Origin of the sequence: Echinimonas agarilytica, from assembly GCF_023703465.1 — a bacterium.
Lineage (GTDB): Bacteria > Pseudomonadota > Gammaproteobacteria > Enterobacterales > Neiellaceae > Echinimonas > Echinimonas agarilytica.
Map to the genome: position 1 here is coordinate 873,360 of NZ_JAMQGP010000001.1, position 20,507 is coordinate 893,866.

General features: G+C 48.0%; 18 protein-coding genes. 14 read left to right on the top strand and 4 right to left on the bottom strand.

The annotated features are described in order from the left end of the window. Window positions 1-73 precede the first annotated feature (73 nt). Window positions 74-676: a peptidoglycan-binding domain-containing protein gene (locus NAF29_RS03620; protein WP_251260118.1), complete on the top strand. Its 603-nt coding sequence runs from the start codon at window positions 74-76 to the stop codon at window positions 674-676. 158 nt (window positions 677-834) lie between these two features. Here NAF29_RS03620 and sfsA read toward each other — a convergent pair whose 3' ends face one another. Genes sfsA through NAF29_RS03635 form a run of 3 tightly spaced genes read right to left on the bottom strand, consistent with a single transcriptional unit; the run spans window position 835 to window position 2,462 of the window. Further along, window positions 835-1,512, bottom strand: coding sequence for a DNA/RNA nuclease SfsA (sfsA, locus tag NAF29_RS03625; protein ID WP_251260119.1), 678 nt, complete (start codon window positions 1,510-1,512; stop codon window positions 835-837). Then, entirely contained in the window at window positions 1,497-2,000 is a 504-nt protein-coding gene (gene thpR, locus NAF29_RS03630) for an RNA 2',3'-cyclic phosphodiesterase (RefSeq protein ID WP_251260120.1), read from the bottom strand. The genes sfsA and thpR overlap by 16 nt, the downstream gene beginning before the upstream one ends. After that, complete coding sequence (locus tag NAF29_RS03635; RefSeq protein ID WP_251260121.1) at window positions 2,001-2,462, bottom strand: hypothetical protein; 462 nt, start codon at window positions 2,460-2,462, stop codon at window positions 2,001-2,003. It lies immediately after the preceding gene. Between the two features lie 190 nt (window positions 2,463-2,652). On the opposite strand from NAF29_RS03635, the gene hrpB reads away from it, so the two are divergent. The 3 genes from hrpB to NAF29_RS03650 all read left to right on the top strand — a co-directional run bounded on the left by hrpB (window position 2,653) and on the right by NAF29_RS03650 (window position 8,415). Then, window positions 2,653-5,133 (top strand): ATP-dependent helicase HrpB, encoded by a 2,481-nt coding sequence (gene hrpB, locus NAF29_RS03640; protein ID WP_251260122.1) that lies wholly within the window; start codon window positions 2,653-2,655, stop codon window positions 5,131-5,133. A gap of 41 nt (window positions 5,134-5,174) precedes the next feature. Continuing rightward, on the top strand, window positions 5,175-7,460 hold the full coding sequence (gene mrcB / locus NAF29_RS03645; RefSeq protein WP_251260123.1) for a penicillin-binding protein 1B: 2,286 nt from the start codon (window positions 5,175-5,177) through the stop codon (window positions 7,458-7,460). 157 nt (window positions 7,461-7,617) lie between these two features. Beyond that, window positions 7,618-8,415, top strand: a complete 798-nt coding sequence (locus NAF29_RS03650; protein WP_251260124.1) for an OmpA family protein — start codon at window positions 7,618-7,620, stop codon at window positions 8,413-8,415. An 84-nt stretch (window positions 8,416-8,499) separates the two neighbouring features. On the opposite strand, the gene NAF29_RS03655 is transcribed toward NAF29_RS03650, so the two are convergent. Further along, window positions 8,500-9,027, bottom strand: a complete 528-nt coding sequence (locus NAF29_RS03655) for a sugar O-acetyltransferase (RefSeq protein WP_251260264.1) — start codon at window positions 9,025-9,027, stop codon at window positions 8,500-8,502. Window positions 9,028-9,428: 401 nt separating this feature from the next. Here NAF29_RS03655 and mraZ point away from each other — a divergent pair, with 401 nt between their 5' ends. The 10 genes from mraZ to murG are packed head-to-tail and all read left to right on the top strand — an operon-like array spanning window position 9,429 to window position 20,466. After that, window positions 9,429-9,887, top strand: coding sequence for a division/cell wall cluster transcriptional repressor MraZ (mraZ, locus tag NAF29_RS03660; protein WP_251260265.1), 459 nt, complete (start codon window positions 9,429-9,431; stop codon window positions 9,885-9,887). Then, entirely contained in the window at window positions 9,888-10,832 is a 945-nt protein-coding gene (gene rsmH / locus NAF29_RS03665) for a 16S rRNA (cytosine(1402)-N(4))-methyltransferase RsmH (RefSeq protein ID WP_251260125.1), read from the top strand. It begins immediately after the preceding gene. Further along, window positions 10,829-11,137, top strand: a complete 309-nt coding sequence (gene ftsL, locus NAF29_RS03670) for a cell division protein FtsL (RefSeq protein WP_251260126.1) — start codon at window positions 10,829-10,831, stop codon at window positions 11,135-11,137. The genes rsmH and ftsL overlap by 4 nt, the downstream gene beginning before the upstream one ends. Beyond that, the gene (locus tag NAF29_RS03675) at window positions 11,134-12,861 is read left to right on the top strand and encodes a penicillin-binding transpeptidase domain-containing protein (protein ID WP_251260127.1); all 1,728 of its coding nucleotides are present in this window, start codon (window positions 11,134-11,136) and stop codon (window positions 12,859-12,861) included. Before ftsL ends, NAF29_RS03675 begins: the two co-directional genes overlap by 4 nt. Continuing rightward, on the top strand, window positions 12,858-14,348 hold the full coding sequence (locus tag NAF29_RS03680; protein ID WP_251260128.1) for a UDP-N-acetylmuramoyl-L-alanyl-D-glutamate--2,6-diaminopimelate ligase: 1,491 nt from the start codon (window positions 12,858-12,860) through the stop codon (window positions 14,346-14,348). Before NAF29_RS03675 ends, NAF29_RS03680 begins: the two co-directional genes overlap by 4 nt. Then, window positions 14,345-15,736, top strand: a complete 1,392-nt coding sequence (locus NAF29_RS03685) for a UDP-N-acetylmuramoyl-tripeptide--D-alanyl-D-alanine ligase (protein WP_251260129.1) — start codon at window positions 14,345-14,347, stop codon at window positions 15,734-15,736. Before NAF29_RS03680 ends, NAF29_RS03685 begins: the two co-directional genes overlap by 4 nt. After that, the gene (gene mraY / locus NAF29_RS03690) at window positions 15,730-16,812 is read left to right on the top strand and encodes a phospho-N-acetylmuramoyl-pentapeptide-transferase (protein ID WP_251260130.1); all 1,083 of its coding nucleotides are present in this window, start codon (window positions 15,730-15,732) and stop codon (window positions 16,810-16,812) included. Before NAF29_RS03685 ends, mraY begins: the two co-directional genes overlap by 7 nt. A 17-nt stretch (window positions 16,813-16,829) precedes the next feature. Further along, on the top strand, window positions 16,830-18,167 hold the full coding sequence (gene murD, locus NAF29_RS03695) for a UDP-N-acetylmuramoyl-L-alanine--D-glutamate ligase (RefSeq protein WP_251260131.1): 1,338 nt from the start codon (window positions 16,830-16,832) through the stop codon (window positions 18,165-18,167). Further along, complete coding sequence (ftsW, locus tag NAF29_RS03700) at window positions 18,164-19,387, top strand: cell division protein FtsW (RefSeq protein ID WP_285817553.1); 1,224 nt, start codon at window positions 18,164-18,166, stop codon at window positions 19,385-19,387. Before murD ends, ftsW begins: the two co-directional genes overlap by 4 nt. Then, entirely contained in the window at window positions 19,384-20,466 is a 1,083-nt protein-coding gene (murG, locus tag NAF29_RS03705) for an undecaprenyldiphospho-muramoylpentapeptide beta-N-acetylglucosaminyltransferase (RefSeq protein ID WP_251260132.1), read from the top strand. Before ftsW ends, murG begins: the two co-directional genes overlap by 4 nt. Window positions 20,467-20,507: the final 41 nt, after the last annotated feature.

The following is a 20,507-nucleotide window of genomic DNA, read 5'->3' on the forward strand; positions in this document are numbered from 1 at the left end:
AATGAAATTGTGAATTTTGAGAGGGATCGAATACTCTTTGGATCAGAATGAGACACGTGATAGGAATGATGTGATGAAATGGAGCAAATTAAGGCTTCTGTCGATGCTTTCTGCAATGGTAGTGAGCACGAATGTGCAGGCGGTCGATTCAGAAGGAAGCTTTTCAGTGGATGGCGCAGGTTTTCAACCGTGTAGTCAATTTGTGAAGGCGGTAGAGGGGCAGAAAAACGACCTTTACGTGTATATTGGTTGGGTTGATGGGTATCTAAGTCACTACAATCGCGTAACGCCAAACACTTTTGATATCACGCCTTGGCAAACGCAATATATGACGGTAAAAACCCTTCACCTACTTTGTGGTAAGCAACCTCAAGCGCCGTTTGCAACCGCCGTTGAAAGTTTAGTGGTGCAACTTGAACCCCATAAATTAACTGAGCAGTCTGAGCGCGTGGTGATTTCAGACGGCGACGCTCAAATACAAATATACGTTGCCGTGATTGAACAAATCCAAGCCAAGCTGCAGCACAAGAGCCTGGTTGATACCTATAAAAAAGGCGAGTTTGATGATGCGACTCGCGCTGGCCTAAAACGCTTTCAGCAACAAAGCGGTTTAAAGGTGACTGGCATGCCCGACCAAGATACGTTGTTACGCCTGTTACTCGTTCCAAGCCGATAATCGACTTAACGGATACGATGTGGTGGGGCGCTTAGTCGTACCCTGCTATGGGGAATAAGGGTTTATACGTACCGGCTGCGGCATTCATATCAGAGTCGATAGCCGGTCGTCATCGTTGGCATCGGTAAAACAATGTTGTGCGCGCAGCACTTGGCCTGTTAAGCCGAAGTGTCATATTCAAACATGCCTCTTAAATCGGGTTTGTAGGTCAGCACTTCAACACCCTGAGCTTTTGCGTTATCGAGCAATACTGCGTATGTGGGGTCAATATGGTGGGCAGCTAAAACCGAGTCGATGCCGCTGTGAAGGATGCAAAATAGTAAAACAGCTCGATGCCCTTCTTGGGCAATTTTGGTTAACTCCTTCAAGTGTTTTTGTCCACGTACAGTGACGGTATCAGGAAAGTATCCCTGACCGTCTTCAAGTAATGTGCAGCTCTTAACCTCGACATAGCACTTTTGCTCATCACGCGTGAGCAGAAAATCGATTCTGCTGTCCCCGTATTTCACCTCTGGTTTCACCTCGTAATCGGTTAGGCCTTTAACCCGGTTCGACCTCAATGCTTCGCCCGCAAATTGATTTGCTCTGGCGGTGTTGACGCAGATTAAGTGTCCGTTGCGTTCTGTCAATTCCCAAGTGTGTTGATACTTTCGCGTTGGATTACTTGAAGTGCTGAACCAAACAGTGTCACCGGCACTGCCACAGTTTGTCATGGCGCCGGTATTGGGCACGTAAATAGTCATTTCACCAGACGCGAGTTCCACATCAGCTAAAAAGCGTTTGTAACGTCGGATGAAGGTCGCAGAGCTGAGAGTTGGTTTTACAGTGTGGGCCATCGATGTAACTCTTGATAGGTGCCATGGGCAGATTCGAACAATGAAAAGTGACGCACGCGCCAGTTTAATAGGGGCGCGGGCGCTTGCCAGTCAATACGTTGTGCTAATCGGTGAAACACAGTCACATGTGGAATGTAGCTGGGATGAGCGGGAGTACGTCCAAATGCGGAAGTTTGGAGATGCACTGCATCTTTGAGTGCAATCAGCTCAGAGCAAGTGTGCCGAGAGCACAAGTAACCAATTTGCGGTGTGTTGAATCGCCCAATCTTGTCAATGGATTGATGCCATGAAGGCACCTGAATGGCGCCTAAGGCTGATGCGATATCATCCACTTGCTGGTTACTGCACTGTCCGATAAAACGCAGTGTGATGTGTAAGTTCTTTGCTACAACGGCGGTGGTTCCTGTTGGCTGATGCGTGCGCTGCCATTGAGCAATCGCTTGCTCAATGGATTCAGGTAACGCCAATGCAACAAATAGTCTGGGCATTTACTCTTGTGTGTCTTTAGCGGCTTTGCTTTTTGCCTGTTGTGATTTCACAAGCGCTCGCTCCACAGGCCCTAAAATGGCTTCAACATCAGTGGCTCGCCAGCTGGCTTTGGCAACTGCGGTTGCTTCTGAGGCATCGAGTTGTTGACGATAGGCCGCCAGGTTTACAAACGCTTCATCAATTTCTTGTTTGCGAATGTCCGATGCGTAAGGCCGATAGCCTTTGAGTTCATCCAAGTCGGCCACGAGCTGGCTTTTAATGATGTCATGCGCCAACCCAATGTCGTTCACATCCAGTGCTTCTTTGAGTGCGAGGGTGTGGCGAATTTCTTTTAGAAGAATATCGCTTCGGCTGGTGGTTGCGCCGGAGACAAAACTATCGACCGTCATTCGACTTGCGCCTAAAAAGCAAACAAAGCCCAATGCCAATCCTGCAACTACGCCTGAAAATGTGATTTTCATGATATCTCAATTGATGATGTGAATGATTTCTGCCGCTATTCTAATTTTTGCTGCGTCAAACTGCTAGATGCGGATCAATGCCATTGCATCTGATTGTTTGATTTAGTGTTAGCAACGAACGCTTTGGTTTACTATCGTGCCCATATGCGATTTGCACAACTCTAGAAATTGACCGACCGATAGGAATGCCGTGACCCTCCCTGTTCAAACGATTGCCGATCAGACGATTGAGCACCTTGCATCCGGCCAAGACGTTATTCTTACTGCGCCCACCGGATCAGGGAAATCAACTCTCCTTCCTTTACTGCTGCTGGCAAGCCCGCACTTTGAAGGGAAGTCGATTCTTATGCTTGAACCGCGTCGTCTAGCGGCAATGTCGGTGGCACGTTACATGGCATCTCAAATTGGTGAAGCTGTTGGCCAGCAAGTGGGTTACCGCATTCGGCAAGACCAGAAATCCTCAGCAAACACGCGTTTATTAGTGGTAACGGAAGGCATTCTGACCCGTATATTACAACACGATCCGGAACTCGCTGAGTTTGACGTGGTGATTTTTGATGAGTGCCACGAACGTAACCTTCATGCCGATTTAGCATTCGCATTATGTTTAGATGCGCAGCAAGGTCTGCGTGAAGACTTGCGATTAATGATGATGTCAGCCACCTTGGCTGTAGATGATTTTCAACGCTGCCTGCCGGAAGCACAGCGAGTGACATGTGAAGGGCGTCAATTTCCGGTGCATTGTCACTATCAGCTTAGAGACACTCGCACGCAATGGTTGCCTCAATGCTTGAACTTGCTGAACCGAGCCATTACTGAGCAGAGTGAGGGCGATATATTAGTGTTTCTGCCCGGCGTGAGCGAAATCAAACGCCTGCATGAGCAGTTTCGAAACAACAGTGAAACGGCCACTCAGTTTGAATTACTTGAACTTTACGGTGATATGCCGCAAAAGTTGCAGCAGAAGATTTTTGAGCACTCCGAACAACGCCGCATCATTTTTTCCACCAATATCGCCGAAACCAGCCTTACTTTGCCACGCGTTAGAGTCGTGGTGGATTCAGGGTTTGAGCGCAGTATGCGTTTTGTAGCCAGTGCTGCAACAGGCCGATTAGAGTTGCGCCAAATAGCGCTGGCATCGGCTCAGCAACGAGCAGGCCGAGCAGGGCGTGTGGCCGAAGGACACTGTTACCGACTTTGGAGTGAACAGCAGCAACTGAGCTTTCAACCGACCATTGTGCCTGAGGTTGAATATTCAGATTTGACCCAGTTGGCGCTTGAACTGGCCAATTGGGGCGTGAGCGAACTGACAGCGCTTCGATGGATTACCATGCCCAACGTGGGCCATTGGCGGCAAGCGCAGGCTCAATTGAAATGGATGAATGCGATCGACAACAAGGGAACGCTCACTACACATGGGCAACTCATGCATCGTTCAGGCAGTCATCCGCGTTGGGCTCACCTGATGGTAAATGCCGCTAAAATCAGCGATAACTCACTGGCTTTGGCATGCCTTGCTGCCGCGTTGTTGGACAGCAAAGATGTGTTGCAAGGGCGTCATGTGGGGGTTGAGTTTAGCCAGCGGATCGAGCAAGTTTTGCATTCAAAAGGTTCAATCCATAATGCTATTTTGCAACAAGCGCGGCAATGGTATAAACGCAATTCAACTTCATTATGGCCATCGAATATCGACAGTAGCGAATTGATTACTGTGATGATGCAGTCGTTCCCAGATCGCGTTGCGAAACTTCGCCAAAATCAGCAGTACGCTATGGCCAATGGCTCTGGCGTACAATTGCCGATGGATGATGGGTTAACACAATCCTCTTGGTTACTGGTTTTACACTATCAGCTTAGTGAGCATCATTCTGATGGTTGGGTTCGCTACGCCATTAAGCTCAGTGAACAGGATGTGAACCACCATTTGTCGGATCACATTCAATCTACCGACCACGTTTACTGGGATGAACAAAAGAAAAAGGTGGTGGGTGAAACGCAACGCCGCTTTGGCTCAATTGTGTTGAGCAAACAACCTTTGCCGTCGCCTGATGGTCAGCAACTGGCCTACGCGTTAATGAAATATATAGAGCGCAAGGGGCTGAAATTGTTGCCGTGGACCGACGCTGCTCGGAGTTTATGTGAACGCAGCCGTTTGGTGCAGCAGTTGCAGCTACACGCGCATTGGCCCGACTTTTCAGAAACAGCGTTAGTGAACGAATTGTCGCAATGGCTATTGCCATACTTGCAAGGCATGCGAACGGTCAACGAGCTTAAGTCGCTGAACTTAACCCAAATCTTAAAAAGCTATTTGGGTTATCAACATGAACAGCAACTAGCACAGTGGTTCCCCACACACTTTGACACGCCACTTGGCCGCAGCGTTCATATTGAATATGCAGAGTCTGGGGCAAAAATATCAGTGCCGATGCAAGAAATGTATGGCTTTGATGAGATAGTGGAGCTAGCGGGCGGGCATTATCGCCTAACGTTCGAACTGTTGTCACCGGCTAAACGACCGATTCAATTAACTCAAAACTTGCCGCAATTTTGGGCGGGTAGTTATCGAGACGTTCAAAAAGAAATGAAAGGGCGTTACCCTAAACACGTATGGCCAGATGATCCGGCCAATACGCAACCGACTCGATACACCAAACGCCGTCCGAAGACTTAAAAGGGATCGCCAATGCTGAATTCTCATGGAGTGACATTGCAGTGAAAGTGCTTCAGGCCATTACGGGTGGCCAGTCTTGGTGGCGGATTGTGCTCAAGTTTGGTGTGGCTTTGGGCGCGTTATTGGTAGGGTACTTGATTTATTTAGATAGCAAAATGCTATCGGTTTTCTCGCACCTACAGCAAAGCCAAGCGATTGAAATTCATTCACGAGCTCTGGAAATAAAACCGGGCGTTCGTCTGACTCGCAGTGACTTAACCCTTGAATTAGATGACCTAAACTACCAGCGGGTGAGCCGTCCGAGCCGAACCAATCAATACTCAGCCTCAAGTAGCAAAGTTGAGGTGATGCTCAACAACGCAGTGCAAACAACACCAGTGCAACGCCATCATGTCATGGTGCATTTCGATCAAGACCGAGTCGCCTCCATCGACGATCTTGATGCTGGCGAGTCTCTCGAACAGTTCACTTTACCGGCTCGTGTGTTAGACAAAATTTGGGCTGGTGAACGTGAAGACCGAATTCATGTGCCGCTGGAGCAGGTGCCTCAACAGCTGATTGATTTATTGTTGCTGGTGGAAGACCGAGATTTTTACAATCACTGGGGTGTGAATCCTATTGCTATCGGTCGAGCGCTAATCGCCAACATTAGTGCAGGCAAAACAGTGCAAGGCGGAAGCACGCTGACGCAACAGCTGACCAAAAACTTATTACTGACGCGCGAGCGCAGTATTACCCGCAAAATCAATGAAGCTTTTCTGTCGCTGTTACTTGAGTGGCGTTATGACAAAGACCGAATTCTCGAAGCCTATATTAACGAAGTCTATTTGGGACAAAGTGGCGCAACGGCTGTTCATGGCTTTGCAACGGCGAGTCAATTTTATTTCGGTAAGCCGCTGAATTTACTTGCGTTGGATGAGCAGATTATTTTGGTGGCCATGGTTAAAGGTCCATCCCTCTATAACCCGTGGCGGCGTCCAGATAACGTAGTACAACGCAGAGATCTTATTTTGCGAGTCTTACTTGAGCGCCAAGACATCACATCTGACACCTATTTGGCAATGGTCGAGCGGCCGATTAAAGTGGTGAAGAAAGGGAAGTTGCAAACCAATGCGCGTCCTTCTCTAACCTCTGCTGTTGGCTTGGAATTGTCGGCTCGTGCAAGCCGGAGTGACAGAGGCCAAATTCAAGCCATTCAAACCACTATCGATCCCTTGTCTCAAAAGGCGATGGAAGAAGCCATTATTCAAACCATTCCCCAGCTTGAGCAACGACAAGATGTATCGAATTTGCAAGTGGCCATGATTGCGGTTGATGTCGACAGTGCTGCAATTAAAGCCATGGTGAGTGACCGTAATCCGCAATTTCCTGGATTTAATCGAATTCGGCAAGCGAATCGTCCCATCGGTTCATTACTCAAGCCGTTTATTTTGATGTCGGCTTTGAAGCGCCAAGATAAAACCACGCTTGGCACCATGCTTAATGACCGACCCGTATCGATGCGAGATGACCAAGGAAATCGTTGGCAGCCGCAGAATTTTGACAAAAAGTATCGTGGCAGTGTGGCAGCCATCGATGCATTGAAATTGTCGCTCAATGTACCTTTCGTCAATTTGGGAATGTCGGTGGGCTTGCCCGATGTCAAAGCCGACTTAGAGTCTTTTACCGGTCATCGATACCGCAGCTTTTATCCGTCGGACTTACTGGGCAGTATTTCAATGACACCGTGGCAGGTAGCTCAGCTATACAACACCTTGGCTGATCAAGGTGTTTTTCAACCTCTATATCTATTAGAAAGCATTGAAACCGATTCAGGGTATATGCCACTTAGCGCGCCTAAACGCTCTCAGCGCATCGACCCATCGCTGGCATATTTACTGACATATGCCATGCAGCAAGTGGTGCAAGACGGAACCGCACGTAAGCTTGGTGCATTGTATCCCAATGTGGTTATGGCCGGAAAAACGGGGTCGACCAATGACTATCGAGATGCGTGGTATATCGGCATTGATGGCCGAGAAGTTGTCGTGGTGTGGATTGGTCGTGATGATAACCGTCCCATTCATATGACTGGCAGCGCTGCGGCAATGAGTATTTACTCACATTACCTTCAACAGCGTGGCCCCTTATCGCAAACATTAACACCACCTGTAGACGTTGAAATACGGCCATTTGACGAAAAAGGCAACATTTTGACTGAAAAATGCCCATATATAAGGCAGTTACCAGTGGACAAACAAAAAAATGACGCTAGGATTGAGTGTGCCAAAAATCCGTCTATTTCAGAACAAGAGGTTAAGCCTTGGTGGAAAAAGATTTTTGGTTAGTCAGCTCGGTAAACTAAGTGGCGTATCAGCCAATTGTGGCCTAATGTTAACGGGTGAACAGTTGGTCTAATAATAAAACAGTTCACGTATCGGGCTAGGTAACTCCAAACCGTCTTTGCGGGCGATGGGGTTTTTTTACACACAGAGGAAAGTTTGTATGAACGCGAAAAAACTTCTCAGCATGCTTGCAGCGTCCGTACTGGTATTAAGTGGCTGTGCGAGCACAGGCGAAAAACCAGGTGAGAATATAGGTTATTGTACTTTAGGTGGCGCAGTTCTTGGCGGTGCAGCCGCTGGTGCAGCATCTTCAGGTGGATTTGCAGCGCCAGCAGGTGCCGTTTTTGGTGCTATCTTTGGTGCGATTGCATGTGATCCGAATGATGAAGATCGTGACGGGGTTCCGGATGAAATGGACCAGTGTCCAGGCACTCCTGAAGGCGTAACTGTTGACGCTAAAGGTTGTCCACTTGATTCAGATGGCGACGGTGTTGCTGATCACATTGATCAATGTCCAAACACACCAGCAGGCATCAAAGTTGACGACAAAGGTTGTCCTTTAATCATCGCTGCGAATGTGCCAGCAGAATGTAAGAGCTACATCAGCGTGTCTGACAACCAAATTGTCACAGCGTCACCAGTATTGTTTGCTTTTGATTCAGCTGAAATCTCAGGTGAAGGCCAAGCGATTCTTTCTTGTATTGCCCGCGTAGCGAAAGCAACCAAAGCGCCAATGCTTGAAGTTGCTGGTTACACTGATTCAGTGGGCCCAGAAGAGTACAACGTACGTTTGTCACAGCGCCGCGCAGGTAATGCACGAGCTGTACTGGTTTCAGAAGGTGTTCCTGAGGCGAGCTTAGACGTACATGGTTATGGTATGGCAGACCCTGTTGTTGCAAACGACAGCAAGGACAACCGTGCTAAAAACCGTCGTGTAGAAGTTCATCCTAAGAAGTAATTCTTAAGACTCTGCTACCAAAAAACGCCCGTTTTTACGGGCGTTTTTTTATGGCTGAAACTCACACTATATAAATCGTCAATGTTAAATTGAACGAATAAATTTACAGGGGGCTCCTGCGGCTACGCAATTTTCAGGAATGTCCTTGGTCACCACGCTACCTGCCCCAATCACACTATTATTACCTATTGTAACCCCAGGCAAGACGGATACATTTCCACCCAGCCACACGTTATTCCCAATGGTAATCGGCAGTGCGCATTCGCTGGCATGACGCTTTGCAGGATCAACATGATGCGTTGCGGTGGATATCATCACATTTGGACCAAACAACACATCAGAGCCAATCGTAACTGTGCAAACATCCAAAATGGTTAAGTTGTGGTTGGCGTAAAAGCGCTCGCCCACATGAATGTTGAAGCCATAGTCACAGTAAAAGTTAGGTTCAACAAAAGCTTTTCCATCAAACTTTATAATATTGTTCAGAAACGCCATGCGGGCTTTAATTTTGGAAGGGTCAGCCAAATTAAATTGATGGCATGCTTTTTTGGCTTTCAGTCTCAACGACATTAACTCCGAGTCCCAAGCATCGTATGCATGGCCTTGCTCCATTTTTTGTCGTTCTGTTAGTAGCTCACTCACATGGTTGACCTCAATATTGGTGGGGAACCTAAGTTTATTACGCAGTTTGTAAAATTGCGCTGCTTAGAGCTGAATATAAATTGATGTTCCTCAGAAATTTTTCCCACTTTGCTCCACCTTGCTTACTAACACGCCTTAAATGGCATGTGTGATGGCCTTAACAAAGCCATAACTTGGTTAAAATTTGGTTAAAATATCCACTTTGCTCTCTATACCAACGAGTTAGCGGAAATGCCCAAGAATACAAGAGTTATTCATGATAATCGGTTCTTGACAGACCTTGTTCCAAGTCCCTAAACTAGATTTTGTGGGAAAAAGTGGATCAAAGTGGATCAGTAATCTGCATAACAAGGTGAGAACAACGAAGCATGATGTTTCGCGGAGCCAACTCCATCAGTCTCGACAGCAAGGGGCGGTTAGCTATACCGTCGCGCTATCGGGAAGTACTGATGAATCAATGTGGCGGACGTTTGGTATGTACCATTGACGTCAATTCCGCGTGCCTGCTCCTTTATCCGCTCCCCGAGTGGGAAGCGATCGAACTCAAGCTCAGACAACTCTCAACAATGCGACCTGCTGAACGCCGATTGCAGCGTTTGCTGATCGGTCACGCTACAGATTGCGACATGGATAAGAACGGGCGCTTGTTACTTCCTGCAACACTTCGTAAACATGCGGCATTGGAAAAACAGATGATGCTCGTTGGTCAATCGAACAAATTTGAAATCTGGTCTGAAGAAAATTGGCAGGCTCAGGTTGAAGAAGATATGGCGGCTCAGTTAGCCGATGACGAACCTCTAAGCGACAAACTACTCGATATCAGCCTATAAATGACGATTGAAGCAGAACACGTGACCGTACTCCTACACGAAGCTGTAGATGCGCTAGCGATTAAACCAAATGGTACCTATGTGGACGCAACCTTCGGGCGCGGCGGCCACAGCCGGGAGATTCTGTCACGTCTTGGTGCTGACGGGCGATTAATTGCCATCGATCGCGACCCTCAAGCAATTCAAACGGCCAGTGAAATAGACGACCCTCGATTTGAAATTCAGCACGGCCCTTTTTCGCAATTGCGAGTGTATTTAGAAGAGCGCGGACTTATTGGCCAAGTCGACGGCGTGTTGTTCGATTTGGGCGTGTCATCACCGCAACTTGATCAAGCCGAACGTGGCTTTAGCTTTATGCGCGACGGCCCACTCGACATGCGAATGGACCCGAGCACAGGGCGCAGCGCATCTGATTGGTTAGCTGTTGCAGAAGCCGATGAAATTTCTTGGGTGTTGAAAGAGTTTGGTGAAGAGCGTTTTGCCAAACGTATTGCCAATGCAATTGTGCGTGAGCGTGATGAAAATCCAATCACACGCACCACTGAACTTGCAACTCTCATTGATAAAGCAAGCCCGAGCCGCGATCGTCACAAGCATCCAGCAACGCGGTCATTTCAGGCCATTCGTATATACATTAATTCTGAATTGGAAGAGATTCATCAAGCGCTTGATGGTGCATTAAATGCATTAGCTATCGGTGGGCGTCTTTCAATCATTAGTTTTCATTCATTAGAAGATCGTATTTCAAAGCAATTTATTCGTTTGCATAGTAAAGGGATAGAGCCGCCTCGAGGCTTGCCTTTAACCGAGGAACAGCTTCAGCAACATCGCCCACTCAAAGCGATAGGCAAAGCGATTAAACCTTCAGCGCGAGAAATTGAAACTAATAGCCGTGCGCGCAGCTCAGTGCTGAGGGTAGCGGAGAAGCAGGGGGTGGCAGAATGAGTCAGCCCCTGCTTGTGCGCCTCATGTTGAGAGATGTACTGAAGCACAAAGTGCGTTGGACGTTGGCTATTGCTGTCATGTTCAGTGCCTTTGGGGTTGTGCAATTGGCGTATGACAACCGCCAGTTGACCGCTGACGCAGATGCGCTGCGAGAGCAACGCGATAGGCTGGAAATTGAATGGCGTCATTTGATGCTTGAAGAAAGCGCGCTAGCGGAACACAGTCGCGTGTCACGCATTGCGACGAAACAATACAGTATGGTGCGCCCATCTCGTAAAGCCAACACCTTGGTGGATGTTCAATGAGCCGCCAAGCTAAACTCAAGCGCAAGCACAAGCCCACGGTTATTCAGTGGCGCTTTTACACTGTTGTGGGTGCGGTGTGCTTGTTGTTTGTGACACTGCTCAGTCGCGCAGCTTATATTCAAGTGGTGGAACCTGATCGCTTGAAGCGTGAAGGTGATATGCGTTCGCTGAGAACCAAAACATCAGAACTGCAACGCGGCACGATTCTCGATCGCAATGGCGAAGAGCTCGCCGTGAGTGTACCGGTAAAAGCAATTTGGGTTGACCCGAAAGTTATTGCTGATCGTGGAGGCCTCAGTGATAAGCGTCGCTGGGAAGCACTTGCGGATGTGTTGCATATTGACGGCGACACGCTAATTAAGCGAATCGAATCGTCGCCCACAAAACGCTTCATGTACATTAAACGGCAGGTTACTCCCGGAATTTCTGAGTATGTTCAGAAATTGAAATTACCCGGTGTATTTCAAAAGAGTGAATCACGGCGGTTTTATCCGTCAGGAGAAGTAAGTGCTCATATAATTGGTGTCACGAACATTGATGCGCAAGGCATCGAAGGGATTGAATCAAGTTTTAATGATTGGCTAAATGGAAGTCCAGAAAAACGAAAAATTAGAAAAGATCGAACGGGTCGAACAATTGAAGAGCTGGGAATTATTGAGGCTAGAGAAGAGCCCGGAGATATTACCCTCTCTATTGATCAGCGTATTCAAGCGCTGGCCTATAAAGAGCTCAAAATCGCGACAGAATATCACGGAGCCACTTCAGGCTCTGTTGTCGTTATTGACGTTGAAACTGGCGAGATCTTAGCATTAGCCAATACGCCATCATTTAATCCGAATAATCGAGCTGATCGTAAGCCACACCGCATGCGGAATCGCGCCATTACCGACACGTTTGAGCCGGGCTCAAGTGTGAAACCTATGGTCGTTTTAGGTGCTTTGGCAAATGACGTGGTCACCGCAACAGACACTGTGAATACATCGCCGGGTTGGATGCGCATTGGTGGTCGAGCTGTTCGTGATAGCAAAAATTATGGTGAGATGACGGTTCGCCAAATTTTGCAGAAATCCAGCAACATCGGTGTGACCAAATTAGCCTTGGCAACTGAGCCGAATGATTTAATCGATACCTTTTACAAGCTCGGTTTTGGGTCTTCTACAGAAACGTTGTTGCCGGGCGAATCGAATGGCTTTTTGTCAATTCGCCGGAAATGGTCCGATTTTGAACTGGCCACTTTGTCATTTGGTTATGGCATGACTATTACCCCAATTCAATTGGCTCGGGCATATGCAGTGTTGGGTTCAGGCGGTATCAAGTATCCATTGTCGTTGATCAAACGTGACTCAGTGCCCGAGGGTGAACGGGTTATAGATGGTCGTTATGTCGAGCAAGTTGTTCATATGCTCGAATCTGTGACCGAAAAAGGTGGAACAGGTCTCAAGGCCCGCGTACCGGGGTATCGTGTTGCGGGTAAAACAGGTACAGCCCGAAAAGCAATTGCAGGTGGGTATGGTGAAGATTACGTGGCAGACTTTGCCGGTATCGCTCCTATTTCTCAGCCTCGTTTAGCCATTGCTGTGGTGATTAATGAGCCCGGTGGTGACCAGTATTATGGTGGCGATGTGGCTGCACCGGTATTTTCCGCTGTCATGGCCGGTGCATTGCACTACCTGAACGTACCACCTGACGCAGACACATCTGAATATGCGGGAGTCTTAAAATGAGCAAGCGACTCCGCGATATTGTCAAGCCTTGGGGCCTCAGTGCCCGGGTGGCAGATGTTGAAGCTAGAAACCTTATTATTGATAGCCGACAAGTAAGTCACGGCGATATATTCGTGGCGCTTAGAGGCCATGTATTAGACGGACGAGACTTCATTGAAGCGGCAATTTGTCAGGGCGCGTGCGCAGTATTAATCGACGCCGAACAAGCCCATGTGGACGACTATTGGTCTGTGCCAGTGGTGGAACTTACCCAACTCCCTGAGCGACTTGGCGAAGTGGCTGCTCGTTTTTACGATGTCACGCCGGGAGCACCTACAGTAGTGGGAATTACTGGAACCAATGGCAAAACATCTGTGAGTCACTACATGGCGAACTTACTGAAGTTATTGAAAACTCCAGCGGGTGTGATTGGTACATTAGGTTACGGTGACACAAACGCATTGATTGAATTGCCAAATACCACACCGGATGCGCTCAGTGTCCATCGTTTATTGTCTGAGCAATTCGTTCAAGGTAAATCTTGGGTCACGATGGAAGTTTCTTCGCATGGCCTAGTGCAAAACCGAGTAGCGAGTGTGCCATTTAAGCATGCAGTATTAACGAACTTGAGTCGCGATCATCTTGACTACCACGGTACGATGGAAGCCTATGGGGAAGCCAAGGCAGCATTGTTTGATTGGCCTAATTTGAGTTCATCGACAATTAATTATGATGATGCATTCGGACGTCGTTTACTCAATTCAGCGGATCCACAAACCACGGTTGTGTATGGGCTTGATAATTGTGCTGAAATTCGCTCTTTCCCACACTGGTTAACGCTGATTGAAATATGCCCTGAAGCGGCAGGTTTTAGTGCCAAGCTTGATTCAAGCTGGGGTCTAATTGACGTTACAATTCCGCTGTTGGGTCGTTTCAACCTCAGCAACGTTTTAGCTTCAATTGGACCATTGCTGATGTCAGGTTTTCACTTGAATGAAGTAGCCCATGCGGTGGCTCAACTCAAGCCAGTTGCAGGGCGAATGGAAAGTTTCTCTCAACCGACACAGCCGGTATGTATTGTTGATTATGCACATACCTCGGACGCTCTAAGTGAGGCGCTCAAAGCGGCTCGTTTCCATTGCAAAGGTCAATTGTGGTGTGTGTTTGGGTGTGGTGGAGACCGTGATGTGGGCAAACGCCCATTGATGGCCGAAGCTGCACAACTGAGTGCCGACCGCATCATCGTAACGTCTGATAACCCGCGCTCTGAGTCGCAGCACAAAATTGCGGAAGATATTTTAAAAGGCTTTTCGTCTGAACAGAATGTACACGTGATCAACGATCGCCACCAGGCGATTCAGGCCGCTATTCGAGAAGCCGATGCACAAGATGTTGTGTTGATTGCCGGAAAAGGTCATGAGAGCTATCAGCTGATTGGTGATCTGAGACTTCATTTTAGTGACCGCGAAGTGGTGGTGAATCTGCTGGAATCGGAGGCCAATTCATGATTGAAATGACGCTCCAACAAGTTGCAGAAGCAACACACGGTCAACTCGCTGTTTCGAATGGTTTAACGATTCACAACATCTGCACCGATAGTCGTTCACTGGCAACCGGTGATTTGTTTATTGCTCTTTCAGGCGAACGTTTTGATGCACATGACTATATTGAACAAGTCGCGCAAAATGGTGCTGCGGCAGTCGTTGTCAGTCGCCCCGTTGACGTGGATATCCCACAGATTATTGTCGCCGATACTCGTAAAGCACTGGGCGCTCTTGGTCGGTGGTTGCTGCAACATTGTGACCTGTCATCTGTAGCCATCACTGGCAGCTCTGGCAAAACCACAGTGAAAGAGATGACAGCAGCTATTTTGCGCCAACATCATCAAGTGTTATCCACACAAGGCAATTTCAACAACGAGATTGGGGTTCCATTGACACTGCTTCGTGCAGAGCCATCAATGACTCATGCTGTCGTTGAATTAGGCGCAAGTGGTCCTCATGAAATTGCTTACACCACCCGCTTAGTCCAACCCGATGCAGCGGTGATCACTAATATCGGCGGTGCGCATCTAGAAGGTTTTGGTTCTGAGCAAGGTATTGCGTCAGCTAAAGCGGAGATTTTTGAAGGTTTGGGCCCACAAGGTACAGCCATTTTTGATTATCACAGCCCGTATGCAGGGCAATGGCAAGCGCTGGTTTATGACAAGATCAAACTGATGTGGTCGAGCCAAGGTGATAGCAATGCTCAGGTTCGAGCGAGCCATATTGATATCGATGATGACAGCAGCCAGTTTGTACTGAGTATTCATCATGAGTCGATTGATATCTGCTTGCCCATGCCGGGGTTACACAATATCGAAAATGCGTTAGCGGCTGCCGCCTCAGCCTTTGTCTTAGGCGTTGGTATTGTTGAGATAGCCGCAGGATTAGAGATGGGAGTCTCTGTAAAAGGACGACTCCAAAGCTATGAATTGTCGTCTCAATTGACCGTTATTGATGATACCTACAATGCTAATTTGGCATCAGTGAAAGCCGCTATTGATGTACTTGCAGCCCAGTCGAAGCGCACCACTGTATTGGTGTTTGGTGACATGGGAGAGTTAGGAGCATGGGCTAGACAGCACCATGAAGAAGTAGGGAAGTACGCCCAACAACGAGGTATAGATGCTCTGTTTACCTTGGGCGCGCTCAGTGACGAAGCGTTAAGAGCATTTTCCGGTCAAGGCCGTCATAGCTATGACATTGAAGATTTGATGGCAGAGTTGACCGAATGGATTACAGAACAAAAACAACCTGTGCGTTTGCTTGTTAAAGGCTCTCGAAGCGCTGCAATGGAGCGTGTTGTAGAGCGGCTTAAGCAATGGCAAACAGGTGAAGAGGAAGCATCATGTTAGTTTGGATGGCCGAATGGCTCACTCAATTTTATAGCGGGTTCAACGTATTCTCGTATTTAACCTTGCGCGTTATTGTGAGCATTTTAACGGGCTTAACGATCTCGTTAATGTTGGGGCCAAAAGTGATTGCGTATTTGCAACGTATGCAAATCGGACAAACTGTTCGTAGCGACGGGCCTGAATCGCACTTTAGCAAAGCCGGCACTCCCACCATGGGCGGTGTATTGATCTTGGCTGGTATCTTAGTTAGCACGCTGCTGTGGGCTGATTTATCAAACCGTTACATTTGGGTCATGATCTTTGTGATCACAACCTTTGGTGCGATTGGTTGGGTTGATGATTACCGCAAAGTGGTGCGAAAAGACCCTAAAGGCCTGATCGCCAAGTGGAAGTACTTTTGGCAATCTGTGGCAGCATTAGCCACAGCATTTTTCTTATATCAAACGGCACATCTCGACGCTGAAACAGTGCTCATTATTCCGTTTATGAAAGATGTATTGCCTCAGCTTGGGGCCATGTATTTGGTGTTGGCTTATTTTGTGATTGTAGGCACCAGTAACGCAGTCAACCTAACCGACGGTTTGGATGGTTTAGCCATTTTGCCGACCGTGATGGTTGCTGCTGCATTTGGCTTTTTTGCATATGTGACAGGGAATATTAATTTCTCATCATACTTACACATCCCTTATATTCCAGAAACCAGTGAACTGGTGATCGTATGTGCTGCTATCGTTGGCGCAGGTCTGGGATTCCTTTGGTTTAACACATATCCTGCGCAAGTTTTTATGGGGGATGTTGGGTCTTTGGCCCTCGGTGCTGCGTTGGGCACATTAGCTATTTTGGTTCGCCAAGAGCTTGTGCTGTTCATTATGGGCGGCGTGTTCGTTATGGAAACCTTGTCGGTCATTTTACAAGTTGGGTCATACAAGCTCCGTGGGCAACGGATCTTTAGAATGGCCCCCATTCATCATCATTATGAATTAAAAGGCTGGCCGGAACCGCGAGTGATTGTACGCTTTTGGATCATCAGCTTAATTTTAGTGTTGATTGGCTTAGCCACATTGAAAGTACGTTAAAGGACATAATCGACGTCGTGAATAATCAATTGTCGGGAACAATAGGCATTGTAGGTATGGGGCAGACAGGCTGCTCGGTACTGCGCTGGCTGCTTGCTCAAAGCTGCCAGCCAATGCTGTTTGATACGCGACAAACATTGCCCAATCCGGCAATTCAGATTATGAAACATGCCGATGTGGCTCTTGTCACTCATTTGGGTGCGTTGCATGTTGCAGCTCTGAGTCAATGTGAGCTGCTCATTGTGAGCCCAGGGTTGAGTATCGCCGACCCAGCCCTCAAAGAAGCCGCCTTAAATGGGACTGAGATTATTGGCGATGTAGAGTTATTTTGTCGTTTCGATGATCGCCCTCGCATCGCAATTACTGGATCCAACGGCAAATCTACGGTCACTACTTTGGTGACAGAGATGTTGAACCGTGCAGGTATGAAAGCCGCCGCGATTGGTAATATTGGCCGTCCCGTAATGGATGTGATTGATTCCGATGATGACGTCTTAGTGATGGAGTTATCGAGCTTTCAGCTTGAGACGACATCGAGTCTGCGCGCCAGCGTTGCATGCTTTTTGAATGTATCACCCGATCACCTCGACCGATACGACAGCTTTGAACATTACGCCACGACCAAGGCTGAAATATACGCCAATGCTCAAGTATCGGTGTGGAATCGTGCTGATGCATTGACGCAACCGTCCACATTGGAACGAACCACAAGCTTCGGCCTAACTCAACCTGAGCCAGAACAGTGGGGCTTGTTGGAGCAACAAGGCGAACTGTGGCTTGCAAAAGGGCAGACACAGATTCTTGCGTGCATTCACATGCCAATGCTGGGAGCTCACAACCGAGCCAATGCCTTGGCTGCACTTGCTTGCGTTGATGGTGTTCAAGCCAATATTGAAAAGTGCGTCGCGGCGCTTGTTGAATTCAATGGTTTACCGCATCGCTGCCAAACAGTGCTACAACATGATGGCATTACTTGGGTGAACGATAGCAAGGCAACCAACGAAGGGGCCACACTTGCAGCCCTAAACGGTTTGAGTGGGAGCTATGATGGTCGCCTTATATTGCTCGCGGGTGGCGATAGCAAAGGGGCCGACTTTTGTAGCATGAGAAGTGCCCTCAATGAGCAGGTTGATGAATTGATTTGTTTTGGTAAGGACGCGATTAAATTAGCCAACAAACGCCAAAATGCGCGCTTGGTTGGAAACCTTGAGGAAGCGGTGGATATTGCGTCTTCAATTGGTAAAAAAGGCGATTTGATCCTGTTGTCGCCAGCATGCGCAAGTTTGGATCAGTTCTCCAATTATATGGAACGTGGCGATCGCTTTGCACAATTAGCGCAGGAGGTCTCTCGATGAATTTCAAGATGCCTGCACTGGCGCTGCCAAATTTAAGTTGGAATTTTAAGTGGCCATCTTGGCTGTCAAAAGCAGAACCTAAACCCGCTGAAGCACCGCAGATGTACGACGGCTTATTAGTGACGTGCGTATTCGCTTTGTTCGGTCTAGGGCTGATCATGGTCATGTCGGCATCTGCCTCTGAGGCGGAGCGCATGTTTGGCAACCCTTATCATTACGCGATACGTCACGCTATTTTTATGGGATTGGCGCTTTGTATCTCGGGTGCGGTGTTGCAGATCCCGATTAAGCATTGGCATGACAAAGATGGCTTCTTACTTGTGGTCGCTATCGTATTGTTGATTGCGGTGCTTATCGTCGGCAAGAAAGTGAACGGTAGTACGCGTTGGCTAGCGCTAGGGCCGATTAACATCCAAGTTGCGGAAGTGGCAAAACTGTTCTTCTTCTCTTTTCTGGCGGGGTATTTAGTGCGTCGCCATGATGAAGTCCGAGAGAATATTAAAGGCTTTATCAAGCCATTGTTTGTGTTCTTTGTGATTGCATGTTTACTCATTGCGCAACCCGATTTGGGAACCGTGGTAGTGATGCTCGTGACAACCATGGGCATGCTATTTCTTGCCGGAGCTCGATTATGGCAATTTGCTGCGTTGCTGATTGCTGGGGCCACCGCGGTGGCCGTGTTGATCATCTTGTCGCCATATCGATTGCGTCGCGTCACCAGTTTTTGGGACCCATGGCAAGACCCGTTCGGTTCGGGCTATCAGCTTACTCAGTCCTTAATGGCATTTGGGCGCGGCAGTTGGACAGGAGAAGGGCTTGGCAATAGTATTCAAAAGCTAGCCTATTTACCTGAAGCTCATACCGATTTTGTGATTGCCGTGCTTGCTGAAGAGCTTGGGTTTGTTGGCGTTACAGCGGTTGTAGTGTTGCTAGCAGTAGTGGTATTCAGAGCACTATGGATTGGTCGACAAGCATTGCAAGATGAGCGTTATTTTGAAGGCTTCTTCGCGAGTGGTATCGGTATTTGGCTGTGTTTCCAAGGTGTGGTCAACATGGGGGCTAGCGCAGGCCTTTTGCCCACCAAGGGGTTAACTTTGCCTTTGGTTAGTTACGGCGGCAGCTCGATGATTATTTTAAGTATGGCCATTGCTGTTGTCATACGTATTGATCATGAAGGCCGTATGGCTCGCACTCAAGCTGTGGGGGGGCGGCGCAAATGACAGATCCTCGTGCAGTGATTATGGCAGGCGGAACCGGAGGACATGTTTTTCCCGGATTAGCCGTTGCTGATGTGCTGAAAAATACAGGCTGGCAAATTGATTGGCTTGGCACGGCTGAGCGAATGGAAGCTGAATTGGTCCCTCGACACGGCTATCCGATTCATTTTATCGATATTCAAGGTGTGCGCGGCAATGGGCTCATTCGCAAAGTGACGGCGCCCTTTAAGATTCTTAAAGCCATTTTACAGGCGCGTCAGTTGTTCAAACAGCTGAGACCCGATGTTGTCATTGGCATGGGTGGATTCGCCAGTGGCCCTGGCGCATTGGCCGCAAAAATAGCAGGCATTCCAATTGTTTTGCATGAACAAAATGCCATCGCGGGGATGACCAATCGCTATGTCTCAAAATTTGCCGACAAAGTCATGATGGCGTTTGAAGGCGCTTTTGCAGACGGCCAATGTGTGGGCAACCCTGTACGCGCTGAATTATTTGCAATTGAGGCACCCGTTGAACGCGCCGAGCAATTATTAAGAATTTTAGTGGTTGGCGGTAGTCTCGGAGCCAAAATTCTTAATGACATTGTGCCTAAAACGATTGATTTGCTTCGTAAAGACGGGCCTGTAGACGTTTGGCATCAAGCCGGAAAAAATAATGGCGAAGACGTTTTCAATAAATATCAGGCGTTTGGCATAAATCCAGTACACGCTGACGATTTTATTCATGAAATTGACCAAGCATATTCATGGGCAGATCTGGTAATATGCCGCGCTGGTGCTTTGACTGTGTCGGAGTTAGCTGCAGTCGGTCGCCCAGCAATATTAGTACCGTTGCCTCATGCAGTTGATGATCATCAAACTGCCAACGCAAAAGTGCTGCAGAATGCGGACGCTGGATTAATTTTGCCCCAGCGAGAATTGACGTCTGAGCGCTTAGCGACAGAAATACAAAATATGATGAAAGAGCCCGAACGTTTGCGCCATATGGCTGCAAATGCACGTCGGGTTGCGATTACCGATGCTGCTGAGCGAGTTGCCTCAGTTTGCCAAGACTTAGTGCAGCATCGAGGTGAAAATTCGTGATAGTGCGTAATACAACAGAAAACAATTTTAGAATTCCAGAA